The organism is Sphingomonas aurantiaca, from assembly GCF_003050705.1.
Classification (GTDB): domain Bacteria; phylum Pseudomonadota; class Alphaproteobacteria; order Sphingomonadales; family Sphingomonadaceae; genus Sphingomonas; species Sphingomonas aurantiaca.
In genome coordinates, this window is sequence record NZ_QAOG01000009.1 from 1 (window position 1) to 16,868 (window position 16,868).

At 64.5% G+C, this 16,868-nt stretch carries 13 protein-coding genes; 6 read left to right on the forward strand and 7 right to left on the reverse strand.

Translation table 11 applies throughout. The annotated features are described in order from the left end of the window. On the reverse strand, positions 1 to 657 hold a 657-nt coding region (locus C8J26_RS19085), incomplete at its 3' end, for an FkbM family methyltransferase (protein ID WP_167398914.1). Positions 658 to 1,022: 365 nt separating this feature from the next. Continuing rightward, a complete protein-coding gene (locus tag C8J26_RS19090; protein WP_107959905.1) occupies positions 1,023 to 2,024 on the reverse strand; it encodes a site-specific integrase in 1,002 nt (333 codons plus the stop codon). Positions 2,025 to 2,388: 364 nt separating this feature from the next. Here C8J26_RS19090 and C8J26_RS19095 point away from each other — a divergent pair, with 364 nt between their 5' ends. Together C8J26_RS19095 and C8J26_RS19100 are read left to right on the forward strand one after the other, a co-directional pair. Then, positions 2,389 to 3,675 (forward strand): nucleotide sugar dehydrogenase, encoded by a 1,287-nt coding sequence (locus C8J26_RS19095; RefSeq protein WP_107959907.1) that lies wholly within the window; start codon positions 2,389 to 2,391, stop codon positions 3,673 to 3,675. Positions 3,676 to 3,741: 66 nt separating this feature from the next. Continuing rightward, the gene (locus tag C8J26_RS19100) at positions 3,742 to 4,527 is read left to right on the forward strand and encodes a metallophosphoesterase family protein (protein WP_107960057.1); all 786 of its coding nucleotides are present in this window, start codon (positions 3,742 to 3,744) and stop codon (positions 4,525 to 4,527) included. Here the strand turns inward: C8J26_RS19100 and C8J26_RS19105 are convergent. Then, positions 4,519 to 4,926: a hypothetical protein gene (locus tag C8J26_RS19105; RefSeq protein WP_208631472.1), complete on the reverse strand. Its 408-nt coding sequence runs from the start codon at positions 4,924 to 4,926 to the stop codon at positions 4,519 to 4,521. The genes C8J26_RS19100 and C8J26_RS19105 overlap by 9 nt on opposite strands. Before the next feature lie 66 nt (positions 4,927 to 4,992). Here C8J26_RS19105 and C8J26_RS19110 point away from each other — a divergent pair, with 66 nt between their 5' ends. Genes C8J26_RS19110 through C8J26_RS19125 form a run of 4 tightly spaced genes read left to right on the forward strand, consistent with a single transcriptional unit; the run spans position 4,993 to position 11,032 of the window. Beyond that, positions 4,993 to 6,141, forward strand: a complete 1,149-nt coding sequence (locus C8J26_RS19110) for a polysaccharide biosynthesis/export family protein (protein ID WP_107959911.1) — start codon at positions 4,993 to 4,995, stop codon at positions 6,139 to 6,141. A gap of 25 nt (positions 6,142 to 6,166) precedes the next feature. Continuing rightward, complete coding sequence (locus C8J26_RS19115) at positions 6,167 to 8,410, forward strand: GumC family protein (RefSeq protein WP_107959913.1); 2,244 nt, start codon at positions 6,167 to 6,169, stop codon at positions 8,408 to 8,410. Beyond that, positions 8,397 to 9,689 (forward strand): hypothetical protein, encoded by a 1,293-nt coding sequence (locus C8J26_RS19120; RefSeq protein ID WP_244185415.1) that lies wholly within the window; start codon positions 8,397 to 8,399, stop codon positions 9,687 to 9,689. The genes C8J26_RS19115 and C8J26_RS19120 overlap by 14 nt, the downstream gene beginning before the upstream one ends. Next, positions 9,686 to 11,032, forward strand: coding sequence for an O-antigen ligase family protein (locus C8J26_RS19125; protein WP_107959915.1), 1,347 nt, complete (start codon positions 9,686 to 9,688; stop codon positions 11,030 to 11,032). Before C8J26_RS19120 ends, C8J26_RS19125 begins: the two co-directional genes overlap by 4 nt. Positions 11,033 to 11,041: 9 nt before the next feature. Here C8J26_RS19125 and C8J26_RS19130 read toward each other — a convergent pair whose 3' ends face one another. The 4 genes from C8J26_RS19130 to C8J26_RS19145 form a co-directional block, all read right to left on the reverse strand. Beyond that, positions 11,042 to 12,178, reverse strand: coding sequence for a glycosyltransferase family 4 protein (locus C8J26_RS19130; protein WP_107960061.1), 1,137 nt, complete (start codon positions 12,176 to 12,178; stop codon positions 11,042 to 11,044). Positions 12,179 to 12,198: 20 nt separating this feature from the next. Next, positions 12,199 to 14,181, reverse strand: coding sequence for an asparagine synthase (glutamine-hydrolyzing) (gene asnB, locus C8J26_RS19135; RefSeq protein ID WP_107959917.1), 1,983 nt, complete (start codon positions 14,179 to 14,181; stop codon positions 12,199 to 12,201). 113 nt (positions 14,182 to 14,294) lie between these two features. Beyond that, positions 14,295 to 15,632 carry a lipopolysaccharide biosynthesis protein gene (locus C8J26_RS19140; protein ID WP_107959919.1) on the reverse strand — a complete coding sequence of 446 codons (1,338 nt, stop codon included), beginning with the start codon at positions 15,630 to 15,632 and terminating at the stop codon, positions 14,295 to 14,297. After that, complete coding sequence (locus tag C8J26_RS19145; RefSeq protein WP_107959921.1) at positions 15,629 to 16,825, reverse strand: glycosyltransferase; 1,197 nt, start codon at positions 16,823 to 16,825, stop codon at positions 15,629 to 15,631. Before C8J26_RS19145 ends, C8J26_RS19140 begins: the two co-directional genes overlap by 4 nt. Between the last annotated feature and the right edge of the window lie 43 nt (positions 16,826 to 16,868).

Here is a 16,868-nt window from a genome sequence, read left to right on the forward strand (position 1 = left end):
TCGCTTATACCCGTTTCTTGTCATCACCTCGAAGATCGCCCCACGCTTTGCATCGACGAAATTATGTTCGACGGTCACGATACTGGGCTTGTACGCCTGAAAATCGAACGCGCCGAGAATGCTGAGCTCGGACCCTTCGGTATCGATCGAGATATAGTCGATGCTGCCGGGTGCATCATGACGCTGCAGAAGATCGTTCAGCGACACGGTCTTGACGTCATACCGTACGCTATCCTGACGTGACTCGGCATGTCTGTCGTCGTCCGCGAAAGACGCCATCGTCGACAGGCCGAGACCGGGCGTCTCATCGAAGGACACAACGCTTCCCGATCGATCGCTGACGCAATCAAACTCGACCGAGCATTGACGATTGCGTCGCAGACTGGCGTGCCAGTCCTTGGCGGGTTCCGCGACTATGCCGTTCCAGCCGTATTTTGTTTCGAGAAGATAGCTGTTGCTGAGCTCGATACCGTCGGTCGCGCCAAAATCGACAAAATACCCGCCACGCTTCTCGCGCAACACCCAGAGAACAAACAGATCCTGCAGTATCTGCGAATTCGAGTTCTCGATGCGCGACGTGCAAAATGCCAGAAAGTCTCTCGTTCGCGGATCCAGGCCAAGAATGTGGCTGCTCAACGGCAATAGCTTGTGAAACAAATATGTGTCGTTTTGCGGGGTTGCCCGGATAGCGACAACCCCAAGTCCGTCTAGAGTTTTCTGAGCATATTTTCTCATCATACATCGTGCGCCGAACTGTTAATAAAACCTATCTTAATATAGGTTTATTGTTTGTCCATAGTCTGATTACCGGTCCTCAAACGCCTGACCTCCAAATGACACAGCCTGTCGTAATCGGTCGATTCTCGCCGAAGAATTCACATGTTATTTGAGGTGCTTAGATTTTTGGTTCGCCAGCGGTATCAGATCCTGCAAACCGTATTTTATTCAACCACTCATCGGGGCCGGTAGAGCTTCCCAATGCGCGCGGATCTGCGGCGCGGCGACCGGGATGCCTCCATCCACTACAGAAACCGTTCGCCGGCATGGTCGCGGAACAGTTCGTGGTTGCGGACATAATCGGACAGGATTTCGAGCGACTTGTGCCGGCTGACCTCCTTCATCTTGAACACGGTCGCGCCTTGCCGCGCCGCTTCGGTCAGGAAACCGGCGCGCAGCGAATGGCCTGCAACCTGCGCCGGGTCATAGCCCGCGGCCGCAGCGCGCGCCTTGACGACCAGTGCCACGCCCCGATCGCTCATCGGCTTGGTCGTGATCCGCCCCTGCGGGGTCAATTTGCGGAACACCGGGCCGGCGTCGAACCCCGCACAGGCGATCCACGCCAACAGCAGGGCCTTGGGCCGGATCCGGCGCCCCTCGGGTACCGCAATCGTCGCGCCCTTGCCCTCCTGATCGGTCTTCGACGTGCGGATCGTGATCAGCAACCCGTCGGGGGTGATGGCAACATCGTCGATATCCAGCGCGACCAGTTCGGAGCGGCGCAGCGCGGCAGCCATGCCGATCGCCAGCAACGCCCGGTCGCGCACCGCGCGCACGCTATCGCCCTCGCAAGCGCGCAGCATGTCGCGCAGCATATCGCCATCGGCCGCGCGTTTCTGGACCTTCTTGATGCCATGCGTCCGCCTGATCCCCGCCACGGCATTGCGGATCGCGACCGCGCCCTGTTGCTGCTGCGGCGGATCATAGCCGGCCTGCGCATGCATATAGCCGATCGCGGCCAGGCGTCGCCCGATCGTCGATGGGCGCGCACCGGCCTGCGCTTCGGCCGACAGGAAGATCGCCACCGCGCCGGGCGCGGCCGGCAGCGGATCGATGTTGCGCGCCGCACACCAAGCGAGAAAGATCCGCCAGTCCGATTCATACGCACGCCGCGTCGCCGGCGCGCGCGCCGCGGCGACATAGGCACGTGTCGCCTCGATCTCGTCGTCGAGCAGCAACGGGATCAACGGCGTCGACGCAGTCCGCGTCAGCGCGGTGTCGTCACGGTCGTTGGGGTCGTCAGTCATGCGGCGATGCTCCAGCGGTTCGGACGGCCCGAATTTCGATCATGACCCCAATCCGATCGGGCGATCCTGTGATCCACCAAGAATCGCATGGCAATTCCGTCGCGCCGAAGCGATGATTCTTTATTCCGAGAATGTCATTTATCGGAATAAAGATTCGATGTCGGGTCTTTAACCCGCGTGATCGCGTGACCAGACCTGCGCCGCTCCGCGACCGCCGCTCTCAGCGTTGGAAATCCGATCCGACCGTATCCGTTCGAAATTCTTTACTCGGTTCCGCGCGCCACGCTGTAAGCAACGCGACTTGTCGTGGCGCAGGGCGCCAGTAAGGAATTGATTTTTGACGGAACAGATAAGGGTGTCGGACATGCTCGGAGACAAGCGCGTAATAGTGATCGGGCTCGGCTATGTCGGTTTACCGCTCGCTGTCGCGCTGGCCAAGTCGTTCGAGACCTGGGGGCTCGATGTCGATACCGGGCGCATTGCCGAACTCGAGCGCCAGCATGATCGCACCGGCGAGATCAACGCCGAACGCCTTGCGGCATCAAGCCTGCGTCTGACGACCGATCCCGCGGCGTGCCCGGATGCCGATTTCTACATCGTCACCGTGCCGACTCCGGTCGATGCCAACAACCAGCCCGACCTCGGCATCGTGATGGCCGCGACGCGCACGGTGGGCGGCATGCTGAAAGCAGGTCGACGCTCGATCGTCATCTACGAAAGCACCGTCTATCCGGGCGTCACCGAAGACATGTGCGGCCCCGAGCTCGAGCGGATCAGCGGTCTTACCTGCGGCGAGGACTTTTTCCTCGGCTATTCGCCCGAACGGATCAATCCAGGCGACCGCGAACATACCGTCGACCGGATCACCAAGGTGATTTCGGGCCAGACGCCCGCAGTGCTCGAGGCTATCGCCGGCCTCTATAATAAGGTGACGAGCGGCGGCGTGTTCCGGGCCGCATCGATCAAGGCGGCCGAAGCGGCCAAAGTGATCGAGAATGCGCAGCGCGACATCAATATCGCGTTCGTCAACGAGATCACGCAGATCTTCGCCAAGATGGACCTGTCGGTGTGGGACGTGCTGGCGGCCGCGGGGACCAAGTGGAACTTCCTCAAGTTCGAGCCGGGCCTGGTCGGCGGGCACTGCATCGGCGTCGACCCCTATTATCTCGCGCACCGTGCGACTGAGCTCGGCTGCGATCCGCGCATCATCCTGGCCGGCCGCGACATGAACGATGGCATGGCCGCGTGGGTGGCAAAGGATGTGCACGACTGGCACATGCGTACCGGCGGGACAGGCGCCGGCAAGGTGCTGATGCTCGGTCTGGCGTTCAAGCAGGACGTGCCCGACCTGCGCAACTCGAAGGTCGCCGATCTGGTCGCCGCATTCCAGGGCCTCGGCCACCGGGTCGACGTCCATGATCCGCTGGTCTCCGCGCCCGAGGCACTCCACGAATATGGTCTCGAGATCGTTTCGGCGCCCGATACGGCCGACTATGATCTGATCGTCCTGGCTGTCCCGCACCGCGAACTGGTCGAGGATTTCGCGCGGTTCACCGGGCTGCTCGCACCGGGCGGCGGGATCGTCGACCTGAAGAACGCGCTGGCCGGGTCGGGACAGGCGCCCGTCGGAACGAAGCTATGGACGATGTAGCGATCGCGCCTACATGCAGGCAGGACGGCCATCATAGAGCCGCCCGTATCTGCGTTCGAGGTGTGCGTGTTTTCTAAGCTGTTCCGCCGCATGTCGGCCACTGTCTCCTCGTCGCGAAGTTTTGCCGGTCCGAAGGGCAAGCGCCTCTATGCGATCGGCGATGTCCATGGCCGGCTCGATCTCGTCGACGAGCTTCTCGGTCGCATCGAGGACGACATCACCGACCGCCCCGTCGAGACCGCGGCGGTCGTCTTCCTGGGCGATCTCATCGACCGCGGCCCCGATTCCGCAGGGGTCGTCGAGCGGTTGCAGAGCCTGCATTCCTTCCCTGCAAAGACCCTGTTCCTGCTCGGCAACCACGAGGAATTTCTGCTGCGTGCGCTCGCGGGAGAGCCGGGCGTCGCGCATGACTGGCTCGGGTTTGGCGGCGATGCCTGTGCGGAAAGCTACGGCATCGCACCGTCGACATTGCAGGCGATGGATGAACAGCGGATCGCGACGATCTTGCGCGCAGCGATCCCGGCTGCGCATGTCGCGTTCCTCAAGACCTTCGGCGATACCTTCGCCTTTGGCGACTATCTCCTCGTTCATGCCGGCATCCGGCCGGGCGTGCCGATCGAGCAGCAGCAGCCCAGCGACCTGCGCTGGATCCGCCAGCCGTTCCTGTCCGATGCGCATGATCATGGCTGCATGGTGATCCATGGCCACACGATCAGCGATGGCGTCGACCAGCGGCTCAACCGCATCGGCATCGACACCGGGGCGTATCGGACCGGAATCCTGACCGCGGCGGTGATCGAGGAAGACGATCTCCACTTCCTGGCCACGGGCGCGCGGCCGGCGCTAGCGTAGCGCAACCGCGATGGTGAGCCGGGGACGTCGTCTGAAACGGTAGAAGTAAAAGGAGTCCCACCGCGCGGCCAGCACGATCGCAAGCGGGGGCACCATCGTCAGCGCGATATCGACGAGCATGGGACCGGGCCCCCAGGGATAGCTGTCGACATAATAGCGAATGAAATCGAACGTCTCGTTGATCAGCTCGAGGACGAGGACGATCAGCAATGGCAGCCATGACCCGAGCGGGCGGCGCAGCACCCAGCCGAACCCCAAGGTCAGCAATACGCCGAGCAGAAGATGGAAATCATGATGCGTCAGGCCCGACGTCGCGCTCAGCCAGACCTTGAACATTTCCCAGTCGAGCACGAGCGCGAACATCGCGTTGCTATGCGGCGCAGCGCGACGTCCGTCCACCGCGATCGCCGCGCCCAATGATACTATAGTCGTGCGCCGCGCACTATTTGCGGGTCAAGGCCGTGGATGAGCAGGACTGGGCGCATCGACGAATTCGGCCCGTGTGACGCCGCGATCGTGCAGCTTGAACATGATCTTGGCGAGACACTGTGTCCGCGCGGCGTGCGGCACCACGATCCTGACGGGTCGACCGGCCGCCCATTCGGCAACATGCCGCTTGAAGTCCGCGTCGCGCATCGTCCGCCCACCGATCGCAAGATCGCATTTGCGCGACTTCGCCACCACGACGACCTCGCTGGCGACCGCATCATCCGGGCGGAGCAGCATAGATGCGATGAGCAAGACCATGCGGCAGCATCCGCGTCCGTAAAGACGCTGTCAACGGCGCCGCACGCGACAATCCGACACGGGATCGGCAAGGGATCACATCATGGCTCGACTTGCGGCAGACCGGTGTTAATTGTAGGTGTGCGTCAATGCATCGCGGGGATGCCTTTTCGGTTGCAAGGCAATGACATGACGAAAATCGGATCGACGAGTCGGATCATCGTCATCGGCCTGGCCTTGCTGCTGGCAGCCTGCGCGTCGACGCGCGGTGGAAAAATATCGTATGACTCCAGCAACTTCGGTGCGCCAGACGCACCGAAGGTCGTTGCCGTCGACGACACGTACAAGCTGGCGCCGCTCGATACGGTCAGCGTCACGGTGTTCCAGGTCGCCGATCTCAGCCGCGACTACGACATCGACCAGAGTGGACGCATCACCATGCCACTGGTCGGCCGCGTCGATGCTGTTGGGCTCAGCACCACCGAACTCGGGACTCTGATCGGGCGCCGGCTGAACGAGAAGTATCTGCAAAACCCGAGCGTGACTGTGTCGTTGAAGTCTTCGGCTAGTCGTGTCGTTACGATCGATGGTTCGGTACGCCAGCCCGGCATCTATCCCGCAACCGGATCATTGACGCTCGTCCAGGTCATTGCGCTGGCGCGCGGTACCGACGATCTGGCCAATCCCCGCCGCGTCGCGATCTTCCGGACGATTGGCGGCAAGCGCATGGCGGCGGCGTTCGATCTTACAAGCATCCGTCGCGGCGAGATGAAGGATCCGGAAGTCTATCCCGGCGATACGGTGGTCGTGGATGGGTCGGGCGTCAAGAAGACGCAGCGCGACCTGATGCAGAGCCTGCCGCTCGCCTCCATCTTCCTGGCGCTCTGACGCCACGCCTTTAGGACCTTTGTACATGGCAAGCCCCGGGGCCGTGGGTCCCACGAACCTGACCGTGCAGCAGCCGGATCAGCGCCGCGATCTCGCCCCCGTGCCGCAGGAAAGCGGATATGGCAGCTATGGAAGCACGGCGGCCGAAGGACGCGAACTGTCGCTGTCACTGCTTTGGCGCATTGCGGTCGAATGGCGGTGGCTGATCCTGGCCGCGATCGGCACCAGCATCGCCGCGGCGGTCCTCATCACGCTACTGACGCCGCTTAAATATCGCTCAACCGCCTCGCTCGAGCTCAATCCGCCCGAGGTGGAGATCATGACCGACGAAGGCAGCAAGGGCGGACGGCAGAGCAGCGCGCGGAACGATACCAATTTCGTTGGTACGCAGCTCGCGCTGCTGGGCAGCCGCGCGCTTGCCGAGCGGGTTGCCCAGAATCTGAACCTGGCGGCGGAGCCGGCGATCGTCGGCGAAAACACCGATCGAACGGCCAACACGGCGACCGCGGCAAGCTTCGTCCAGGGCGGAACGCAGGTCCGGCTGCAACCGCAGAGCATGATCGTCAGAGTCTCGTTCGTCGCGCGCGATCCGCAGATCGCAGCCAAGATCGTCAACGGCGTCACCGACGCCTATATCGCGACCAATCTCGAACGACGGTACCAGTCCTCGTCCTACGCGCGCGACTTTCTCCAGCGCCAGATCGCTACCACGCGGCGCGATCTGGAGCGGTCGGAGCGTCAGTTGACCACCTATGCGCAACAGCAGCGTCTCATCAGCACGGGCAGCAGCGAGGATGGTGGCGACACCAATTCGCTGACCGGCAGCTCTCTGGTTTCGCTCAACACCGCGCTCGCCGCCACGCAGGCGCGGCGCATCGCAGCCGAGCAGAAATACCGCGAAGCCGCACTGGGCGGCGCCACGACCGAGGGCAGCGCGAACGCAGCGCCGTTGCGCGCGCAGATCGCCGCGCTCGATGCGGAATATCAGCAGAAACGCCAGACCTTCCGTCCCGATTATCCCGAGATGGTTGCGCTAAAGGCGCGGATCGACGCACTGCGCGCGTCCGTCGTCACCGAGACACGGACTGCCAATTCGGACCGGATCGGCACGCTTCGCCAGGACTTCCAGGCGGCACGCGCCGAGGAGGACCGACTGCGCGCGCAGGTGTCCGGACTCAGCGGCACAGTGCTCGATCAACGTGGTCGCCTGATCCAGTATAATATTCTCAAGCGCGACGTCGACACCAACCGGACGCTCTACGATGCGCTCCTGCAGCGCTACAAGGAGATCGGCGTCGCCGGCGGGATCGGCACCGCAGTTGCTTCCGTGGTCGACCGCGGACTGGTGCCTGGGGGGGCATTCTCGCCCAACCTCTATCTCAACCTCATGATCGGCGCTGCGCTGGGGCTGGTGATCGGCATGCTTGCCGCGATCGCGCTCGAGTTCATCAACGACACGATCAAGTCACCCGACGATATCCGCGACAAGCTGCAACTGCCGTTCCTGGGCGGCATTCCCACCGCGAAATCCGCCAAGCCGATCGAGGAGTTGCGCGATACGCTCTCGCCTCTCGCCGAGGCGTACCTGTCGACCGCGTCGGCGATGCAGTTCGTCACCGAAGGTGGCGCGCCCAAGACGCTGCTCGTGACCAGCACGCGTCCCGCCGAGGGCAAGTCGACCTCGGCCTGGGCGTTGGCGTACAGCTTCACGCGGCTTGGCAAGTCGGTGCTGCTGATCGACGCCGACATGCGTCGTCCCGCCTTTGTGACCGGCCGCGAGAATGTCGGGCTGTCACACATCCTCACCAACACCGGATCGCTCAGCGAGCATGTGTTGCAGACCGATATCGACGCGCTGTGGGTCATGCCGTCGGGCATCATTCCGCCAAGCCCGCCTGAGCTGATCGCGTCGGCACGCTTCGCCGCGCTGCTCGCCGACGCGTCGGCGACGTTCGACGTGGTCGTCATCGACGGCCCGCCGATCCTCGGCCTCGCCGACTCCCCGTTGCTCTCGTCGATCGTGCAGGCGACGCTGATGGTAATCGAGTCAGGTCGCACCCGGACGCGCGCGGCGATCGAGGCCCAGAACCGCATGCGGACCGCCGGCGCGCACATGGTCGGCGCGATCCTGACGCGCTACCAGCCACAGGCCTCCTACGGCTATGGCTATGGCTATGGCTATGGGCAGAACAAGGACCAGTATCGCTATGTCGCGGACGGCAACGAGAAGAAGCGCCGGATCATGCTGACGATGCATGACGAGCCGTAAGCAACGCCCTTCCGGCGGCACTGCACGCAGCGGGGGCCTGCACAGCGTTCGCGGTTTTGCGTCGGCGGCGATCCTGGTGGTTGCCGGCGTGTCGGTCGGCTGGCTGTCCTTCCAGGCCGCGATGGTGCGGACGCTCCCGGCGACCGCACCGGCGATCCTGCGGTTCGCGCCCGGCTATCCCGATGCGGTGCTCGCCAGGACCGCGACGATGCTCGTCGCGCAGCGGGGCATCCTCGATGCACCCACGCTCGACGCCGTCCGGCGCGCGGCTGCGGCCGCGCCGCTCGATGCCCGCGCCTATCTGATCCTTGGCCACCAGCAACTGCTTGATCGCATGCCGGGTCGGGCCGTCGCGACGCTGGAGGCCGGGCAGCGGCTCGACCCGCGCCAGCGCCTGATCCACCTGTTGCTGCTCGATCGCTATCTGCGCACCGCGCATTATGCCGATGCCGCAGCACAATTCTCGGTTCTGGCGCGGATCCTCAGCGCGACGCAGCCGTCGATCGCGACCGCGATGGCGAAGATGACGATGGCGCCCGAGACGCGCGCTGCGGTCCGCCAAACGCTGAGCACCGATCCGGCACTCGAACGCGGCGTGCTGATCGCGCTCGCCAGGTCCGACACCGCGCCGGCGGCGATCTTCGCGCTCGCCAGCCCCGCTGCGCGCGCCGATGCACGCGCGCCGGAGAGCTGGGGCCCGATCCTGGTGAACCGTCTGGTCGACCGCGGCCGCTACCCGCTCGCGCGATCGGTATGGCAGCGCGTCTACGGCCTCTCGCCTGTGCAGGCCGCAGCGCTCATCACCAACGCGGGGTTCCGCAAGGCCAGCGCCGCGCCCCCGTTCGACTGGACGCTGACCGCTAACGGCCTGGGCGCGGCCGATCTCCGCAACGGCAGCCTCGTGGTGGACTATTACGGACGCGACAGCGGCGATCTCGCCCGCCAGTTGCTGGTGCTGCAACCCGGGCGCTACCGTTTCACGTTCACCGTCGATCCCGGCAAGACCGACGCGGCTACCAAGCTATACTGGTCGATCGCCTGCGGCACCGCGGCCCCGGGCGACCGAAACACGTTGATGACCGTTCCCGTGACGCCGACCGCCAAGCCGCACCGCGTCACGGCAGAACTCGTCGTTCCTGCCGGCTGCGCCGCGCAGACGCTGACGCTGCGCGGTGAGGCGGGGGACTTCCCGTCGCCGCTGGGCGTGACGTTGCGCGACCTAGACCTGCGTCCTTTGTCGGGACCGGCATCCAAAGCCGCATCGGAAACCACGCCATGATCCGCCATGCGATCGTCCCGGCCTATCTGCTGCTCTGCCTGTTGCTGGGCGGCGCAAGTGCGGCGGGCTTCATCGCCAATTTCATGCTCCAGATCGCCAGCCTGCCGCTGATCGGCTGGGCCATATGGCAGATGGTGCAGGAACGCCCCTCGGCGCAGATCCGGGCGCCGCTTGGCCTGCTGGCGATCTTCCTCGTCATCGCGCTGCTCCAGCTGGTGCCGCTGCCGCCCGCACTCTGGACCGTGCTGCCCGGCCGTAGCGGGGTGGTACAGGGCTACCGCCTGCTGGGCGTCCCCCTGCCCTGGCTGCCGTTGACGCTGGCGCCCGATGTCGCGCTGTCGAGCATCCTGTGGCTGCTGCCGGCCTTTGCCAGTCTGCTGGGCGTCGTCGTGCTTGGTGCGTTTCGCGGACGCGGCATCGCCACGGCGATCGTCGCGGTCACGCTCGCCTCGGTCGCGATCGGCGCGCTCCAGGTCATCGGTGGGACCAGCGCCTATCTCTACCGGGTCACCAATTACGGCGTCGCCGTCGGCTTCTTCGCCAACGCCAACCACAATGCGACGCTGCTGCTGGTGTGCATCCCGTTCCTCGCTGCGCTTCAGGCGACGCTGCTGAAGCGCAGCGGGTCGCAGCGCAGTGCCTCGGCCATCCGGCTGCTCGTCGGTGCGGCCTATGCCATCATCCTGGTCGGGCTGCTGATCAACTCGTCGCTGGCAGGGATCGGCCTCGGCGTCCCCGTGGCGCTCGGGTCATGGCTGGCGTTCGGCAACCAGCGTCCCGCGCTGCGGCGCGGGATCGTCGTCGCCACCGTCGTCCTATCGCTCGCCGCGGTCGTCACGATCGTGGTGGGTCCGTTCGGCAATAATCTGTTCGGGACGCAGACGAGCAACGTCGAACTGTCGCGCCAGACCTCATTCGCGCTGACCCTGCGCGCCGCGCGCGACTATTTTCCGGTCGGATCGGGGACTGGCAGCTTCCAGCCCGTCTATCACATGCAGGAACCGCTCGGGTCGGTCACCACCACATTCATGAACCATGCGCATAGCGACTGGATCGAGCTGCTGCTGGAGACGGGTCTCGTCGGGATCGCGTTCGCCGCGCTGTTCCTGGCATGGTGGATCGTCCGCGTGCGCGCGATCTGGCGCGCCGAGGAGCCCGATCCGTTCGCGCAGGCAGCCGTCATCGCGACCGCGGCGATCATGCTGCACAGCGTGGTCGACTATCCGCTGCGTACCGCGGCGCTGTCGGCGGTATTCGCGGTCTGTATGGGCCTGATGTCGGGAGCACGTCCCTATACGCGGCGCAGCCGCGAGCCGTCCTCTGCCCGCCATCTGACGCTGTAGCGCAGCCCGCTACGCCGTCGCCCGCGCGATGGCGTCGAGATAGCGCGCTTCGACGACCGACACGTCGAACTCACGCTCGGCGATCTCGCGACTGCGCCGCCCCATTGCCGTACGCGCGTCCGCGTCCAGAGCAAGCAACGCCAGCATCGCATCGGCCAACGACCGCGCGTCACGCGGCGCGCACAGAAACGCGTTCTGCCCGGCGCGCGCGATCTCGGTGCAGCCGGGCACGTCGGTCGCGATCAGCGGACGCCCCATCGCAGCCGCTTCGAGCAGCGATCGCGGCATGCCCTCGCGGTAGGAGGGCAGCACCACCGCGGTCGCGCGCGCCAGATAGGGCCGCACGTCGGCCGCCTCGCCGAGATAGCGCAGGCATCCCTCGCGCTCCCACCCCTCGACGGTGTCGCGGTCGATCGCGGTACGGTTCTGGACGTCGAGGAAGCCGAGCAATTCGAACGCGACGTCGGGCCGCGTCTCGCGGACGATCCGCGCGGCATCGGCGAATTCGACCACCCCCTTGTCGCGCAGCAGGCGCGCGACCATCAGGAACACCGGCGCCGCGGTCTCGCTCGCCGGCTCTGGAACGAACGTTTCGGGGACGAACTGGGCGAGATCGATCCCGGACCCGGGCAACAGCGCGGTGCGCGGTGCGCGGACCAGCCGCTGCGCGACGAACAGGTCACGGTCGTGCCGGTTCTGGAAGAACACCGTCGAGGACCGTGCCAATGCCGTGCGATAGAGCATCCGCACGATGCGGGTTAGCAATCCGATCTTGATGAACGCAGTGCCGAGGCCGGAGATGTTGTTGATGACCGGGATGCCGAGCGCATGCGCGGCAAGCGACCCATAGACGTTGGGCTTGATCGTCCAGCCAAGGAACGCGACCGGGCGCAACTCCTTCAGAATGCGGTAATAGTGCGTGGCGAGCTTTATGTCGTGGATCGGCGACAGACCCTTGCTGTCGATATCGACCGGAAAATAGCGCACGCCCATCGCGACGAGCGCGTCGCTATGCGCATCGCGCGGTGCCAGCGCGACGACGTCATAGCCCTCGCGCTGCAACCGCACGATCAGGTTGCGGCGAAAATTGACGATGTTCCAGCTCGTGTTGATTGACAGAACGATCGTTCGGCGGGCCTGCAACATTCGCCCCGTCTCCGCGTCGCTCACGCGCTGCCTGGCGCCGCACCGCCCTGCCGCAGCCACGCCTGGAACATCAGCACCGCCCACAAGGCCGGCGTATCTTCGGCAGTGCCGGCAAGATGGCGCTGCCAGCGCAGCTGGATCGGTGCAGGGTCAAGATAGCCTTCCTGTCGCATCTGGACAGGATCGAGCAGGTCCTCCGCCCAATCCCGCAGGGGGCCGCGAAGCCATTGCCCGACCGGCATCGCGAACCCCGCCTTGGGTCGCTCGAACATCTCGCGAGGTGCATGCCGATAGAGAACCTGTCGCAGGACATGCTTGGTGCTGTTGCCGACGATTTTCTGGTCGATCGGTACGCGGGCAGCCGCGGCTGCAACGTGATGGTCCAGAAACGGCACCCGCGTCTCCAGGCTGACGGCCATCGCCGCACGATCGACCTTGGCCAGAATGTCATCGGGCATGTAGCTCGTCGCATCCGCGTACATCATCCGCACCGCATCGGATGCTTCAGGTATATCGAGATCGAGCGGCGGACGGCGCCGACCGTCGGTATCGAGCACGGGGGTGGCCGCGAGATGCCATTCGTCGAGCAACGAAGCGAAGACGTCATCGAGCCCACGTGCGTCGGCAGCCGTCCGCAACGCCTTGCGTACCTTGCCCCCAAAGAACGGCGGGCGCCGTTTGCGCGCGGCGATGCCGCCAAGCGCGTTCCACGCCGCATCGGGCAGTTGCGCCCCCGCCCCCGCGACGAGGCGGCGCAGCGGATGCGGGAGCGGCGCCAGCGCGCGCCACAGCCGCGGCGCATGAAGATAACGGTTATACCCCCCGAACAGCTCGTCGCCGCCATCACCCGACAGCGCGACGGTGACGTGCTTGCGCGCGAACGCGCTGACCAGATGCGTGGGAAGCGCCGAGGAATCCGCGAACGGTTCACCGTACATCGTCGGCAGCCGCGGGATGACTGCGATCGCATCCGCCGCGCCGACATACATTTCATGGTGCTCGGTACCGAAATGCCGTGCGACCTCGCGGGCATAGACCGCCTCGTCGAACCCTGCCTCCTCGAACCCGATCGAGAAGGTGCGGATCTTGCCGTGTGCCGCAGCTTGGTAGAGCGCGACGACGGTCGAGGAATCGAACCCGCCCGACAGGAACGCGCCGACTGGCACGTCGGCGATCGCCTGCCCCGCGACCGCGGTCGAAAGCGCGGCCTCAACAGCCTCGATCGCTTCGCCTTCGCTGGCATAAGGATCCGACACCCCACCGCGTACGATGTCGCGGTACGACCAGTACGATGCGAGCGTGACGCCGTCGTGCAGTCCTTCGGCAAAGGGTTCGGTGCGTGGTTGGGCAACCGCACCGGGCGTGAACGTCACCATCGTCGCCGGGGGCAGCTTGAAGATGCCCTGATAGATCGATTGAGGACACGGGATGTACGTCCGCGACAGCAGCGACGACAGCGCCGAGCGGTCGACCGGGTTGTCGAAGCCCGGCAGCGCGCGGATCGCACCGAGTTCGGACGCGAACGCGAACATGCCGCCCGCCCAGCCATAATATAGGGGTTTCTCGCCGAACCGGTCGCGAGCCAGCGTCAAGCTACCATCGCGCCTGTCCCAGAGCGCGATGGCAAACATGCCGGTTGCCCGTTCGAGCGCGCGGCACACGCCCCACGCCTCGATCGCGGCGAGCAGCGTCTCGGTATCCGAATGCCCGCGCCAGGCCGGCGCCGTACCACCGGCCTCAAGCTCGGCGCGGATCGCGAGATGATCGTAGATCTCGCCGTTATAGACCAGCACATAACGCCCCGACACCGCTTCCATCGGCTGATGTCCGAGCGGCGACAGGTCGACGATCGACAGGCGGCGATGGAGCAGCGCAACACGACGATCGTCGGAAAACCACGCGCCGCTATCATCGGGACCACGATGCGTCAGCGTGTCGCGCATGATGGCCGCCACGGGCAAATCGATCGGTCCAACGCCGACCGCACCTGCGATACCGCACATCGTTCTTACCCCCGCAACAATTGCGGTCTCTTATCGGGATAGACCAGGGGCGGCAATATGAACACTGGGCCTCTCCGTCCGATCACTTCACCCCATGCTGCGTCGTTCCAGTTTCACTTTGCAAAGATCATAGTGTTGATCCCAAGACGGCGGTACGCAAACAACGCGATCATGCTTATCGTCGTCATGTTGGCGATCCCGTATGCGACGGCTCCACCCATCGTGCCCATGATCGGGACCAACGCATACGCCGCCACCCCGAGCACGACGACGCCGAGCGCGTTGGCGATCGCGATCACCGACGGGTGTCCCCCCATCGCGACCACCCCCGTCGCCACGCCCAGCGCCGACGACGCCGTCAAACCAATCATCAGAACGATGAGTGTCGGATACGCGTCCACGAAGCCCGGACCGAAAACCGCCAGCACCCACCGCCCCGCGACGATGATTGCCAAGGTCGCAAGCACCGCGAAGCCAAATGACAGGCGGACGTTCAGCCGGGCGATACGGCGCACCTCGTGCTGGTCCTTTGCGGCGAATGCGGTCGCGATCAACGGCAAGCTGACCATGGCAAGGGCGGCAAGGCCAAGCGACACGGTGGAGGCGAGCCGGCTGGCGACGCCGTAATGTCCGGCCTGGTCGGTACCGCCGAGCGTGCCGACGATCAGGATCGGCAACTGGATCAGCGCCTGCTGACCAACGCCCGCGGTCAGATTGAACAGACCGAACGTCAGCCACTGGCGGATCGGCATAGCACCCGTATCGGTGGCAGGCCGGGTGAAGAACGCGCGGGCTATGTGGATCACGAGCGGTATCACCGCGAGCAGCGCGGCACCTGCCGTCACGCGAAACAGGTCGGCCGCATCATAACCGACCGGTCGCAGATAGATCAGCGATGCCACCAATATCACGACCACAAGCGGCCGTACGACATTCATGAAGATCTGCGCGACGATGACTCGCCTGGCGGCCTGAAGCACGGCAGCCGCGGTATTGCCGATCACCGTCGCGCCGATCAGCAACGCGACCCAGATAAGCGTTCCCGTTCGGGCCCAGGCAAGCGTGCCAATACCCATCGAAGCCCCCAAGACCAGCAACCCGACCACGCCGGCGACACCAAGGATCTGTGCCGCCACCGTGAGCATGATCAGCCGGCGGTACCGCCGCGTCTCCCCCTCGAGCAAATAGATCGGCATGAACCGCATGATTGCGCCGTCCAAGCCGATCGAGGCCGGCAGAACGACGAGCATCGCCCAACTGACGAGGATCGAATAATAGCCATAGGATCGGACGCCGAGATGCCGCGAGATGAGCATCTGGCCCAGAAAGGTCGCCCCGATTCCGACGATGATCGCGATCATCGTGACCAGCCCCGGCCCGGCGATCTGCGAACGACGCAGGCGCCCGGCCCCCACCCGCAGCATGCCCCCCAGACCTGCGATCATCGTCATCGCGAACGGCGCGCAAGCGTATCGAGGACAATGGTTTCGTAGCGTCGGGCATATGCGTCCTGATTGGCGCGATGAGTCGTCGCCGCGTCGGCCTGCGCCTGATCGTCAAGCATGCGATCGAAGTGTGTCTCGGCATCGTACAGAACCGCTGCCAACGCGTGCGCATCGTCCGGATCGAAAAATCGTGCCCGCGATGGCGCCTGTTCGCGAAACACCGGAATATCCGACAGGATCACCGCCTTGCCCATCTCGCGCGCTTCGGCGATCGTCAGCCCCCATCCTTCATGAAGCGACGGGCTGACCACGGCGATCGATGCCCGGAGCAGCGCGTTGACATCGGCCCCCGGGATCAAACCCAGCACGCGGAAATCGTCGGCAATGCCGAGTTCAGCGACCCGCGCCATCAATGCCTCGAAATGTCCGGGCTGACGCTCGTCACCGGTAACACCCGAGCAGACCACGCAGAGCGGCGTCCCTGCGGCCCGCAGGATGCCAAGCGCCTCGACCATGACGGCATGGTTCTTGTGGATCCAAAACTTGTTGGGAAGATAGAAGAAGTTTTCAGGCAGGCCGTAGTGCTGGATTGCTAAGGCCTCCGCCGACCGGTCGCGCGGTGGTACAATGGGGACAACATGCGCAACTTCACGGATCGCCCGTTCTTTTCCGTAGAAGCGGTCAAAATCGCGATCAACTGCATGACTCATCAACAATACCGTATCCACAGACGCGAGAATTCGCTCTATATAGCGTTGCTGTACAGCAAGGTCTTCTTCCGAATAAAGATCAGTGAGATGATGGACGCTGAGGTCGGTCACATAGCCGATGACCGGCAGGCCCGCCCCGACCCCGAGCGGATCGGCATGGGAGAACAGCGCCGCACCACGGCGGCGCAACCACTGCTCCATGATCCAGTCGCGTCCGGTCAGGCGGCGCACGATCCGCCGTACAAATGACATGCGCGAGCCGTCGTCCAACATCGCCGTATGCCAGATCGGCAGAGGCGGCAGCGACTTTGCAATGATGCCTGGAATCATCGTTGGCGCGACGATGACGAGATCGAGTAGACGATTAGGCAACTGATGATAGGCGTTGAGCAGGTACCGGATCGAGTTCGCGCCTCCTAGCCAGCTCGTGTCGGCAAATGGGAAATTAATAGCCACGACTGGTCGCGACTGATTGGAACCGTCGATCATGCCGGCGCGCCTATCCGACTCCTAAAAGCCGTTCAAGGTTCGA

Excerpts from the sequence above, each read along its gene's own strand:
- C8J26_RS19090 (WP_107959905.1), bottom strand. The coding sequence starts at position 2,024 with ATGACTGACGACCCCAACGACCGTGACGACACCGCGCTGACGCGGACT.
- C8J26_RS19095 (WP_107959907.1), top strand. The coding sequence starts at position 2,389 with ATGCTCGGAGACAAGCGCGTAATAGTGATCGGGCTCGGCTATGTCGGT.
- C8J26_RS19110 (WP_107959911.1), top strand. The coding sequence starts at position 4,993 with ATGAGCAGGACTGGGCGCATCGACGAATTCGGCCCGTGTGACGCCGCG.
- C8J26_RS19115 (WP_107959913.1), top strand. The coding sequence starts at position 6,167 with ATGGCAAGCCCCGGGGCCGTGGGTCCCACGAACCTGACCGTGCAGCAG.
- C8J26_RS19120 (WP_244185415.1), top strand. The coding sequence starts at position 8,397 with ATGACGAGCCGTAAGCAACGCCCTTCCGGCGGCACTGCACGCAGCGGG.
- C8J26_RS19125 (WP_107959915.1), top strand. The coding sequence starts at position 9,686 with ATGATCCGCCATGCGATCGTCCCGGCCTATCTGCTGCTCTGCCTGTTG.
- C8J26_RS19130 (WP_107960061.1), bottom strand. The coding sequence starts at position 12,178 with ATGTTGCAGGCCCGCCGAACGATCGTTCTGTCAATCAACACGAGCTGG.
- asnB (WP_107959917.1), bottom strand. The coding sequence starts at position 14,181 with ATGTGCGGTATCGCAGGTGCGGTCGGCGTTGGACCGATCGATTTGCCC.
- C8J26_RS19140 (WP_107959919.1), bottom strand. The coding sequence starts at position 15,632 with ATGACGATGATCGCAGGTCTGGGGGGCATGCTGCGGGTGGGGGCCGGG.
- C8J26_RS19145 (WP_107959921.1), bottom strand. The coding sequence starts at position 16,825 with ATGATCGACGGTTCCAATCAGTCGCGACCAGTCGTGGCTATTAATTTC.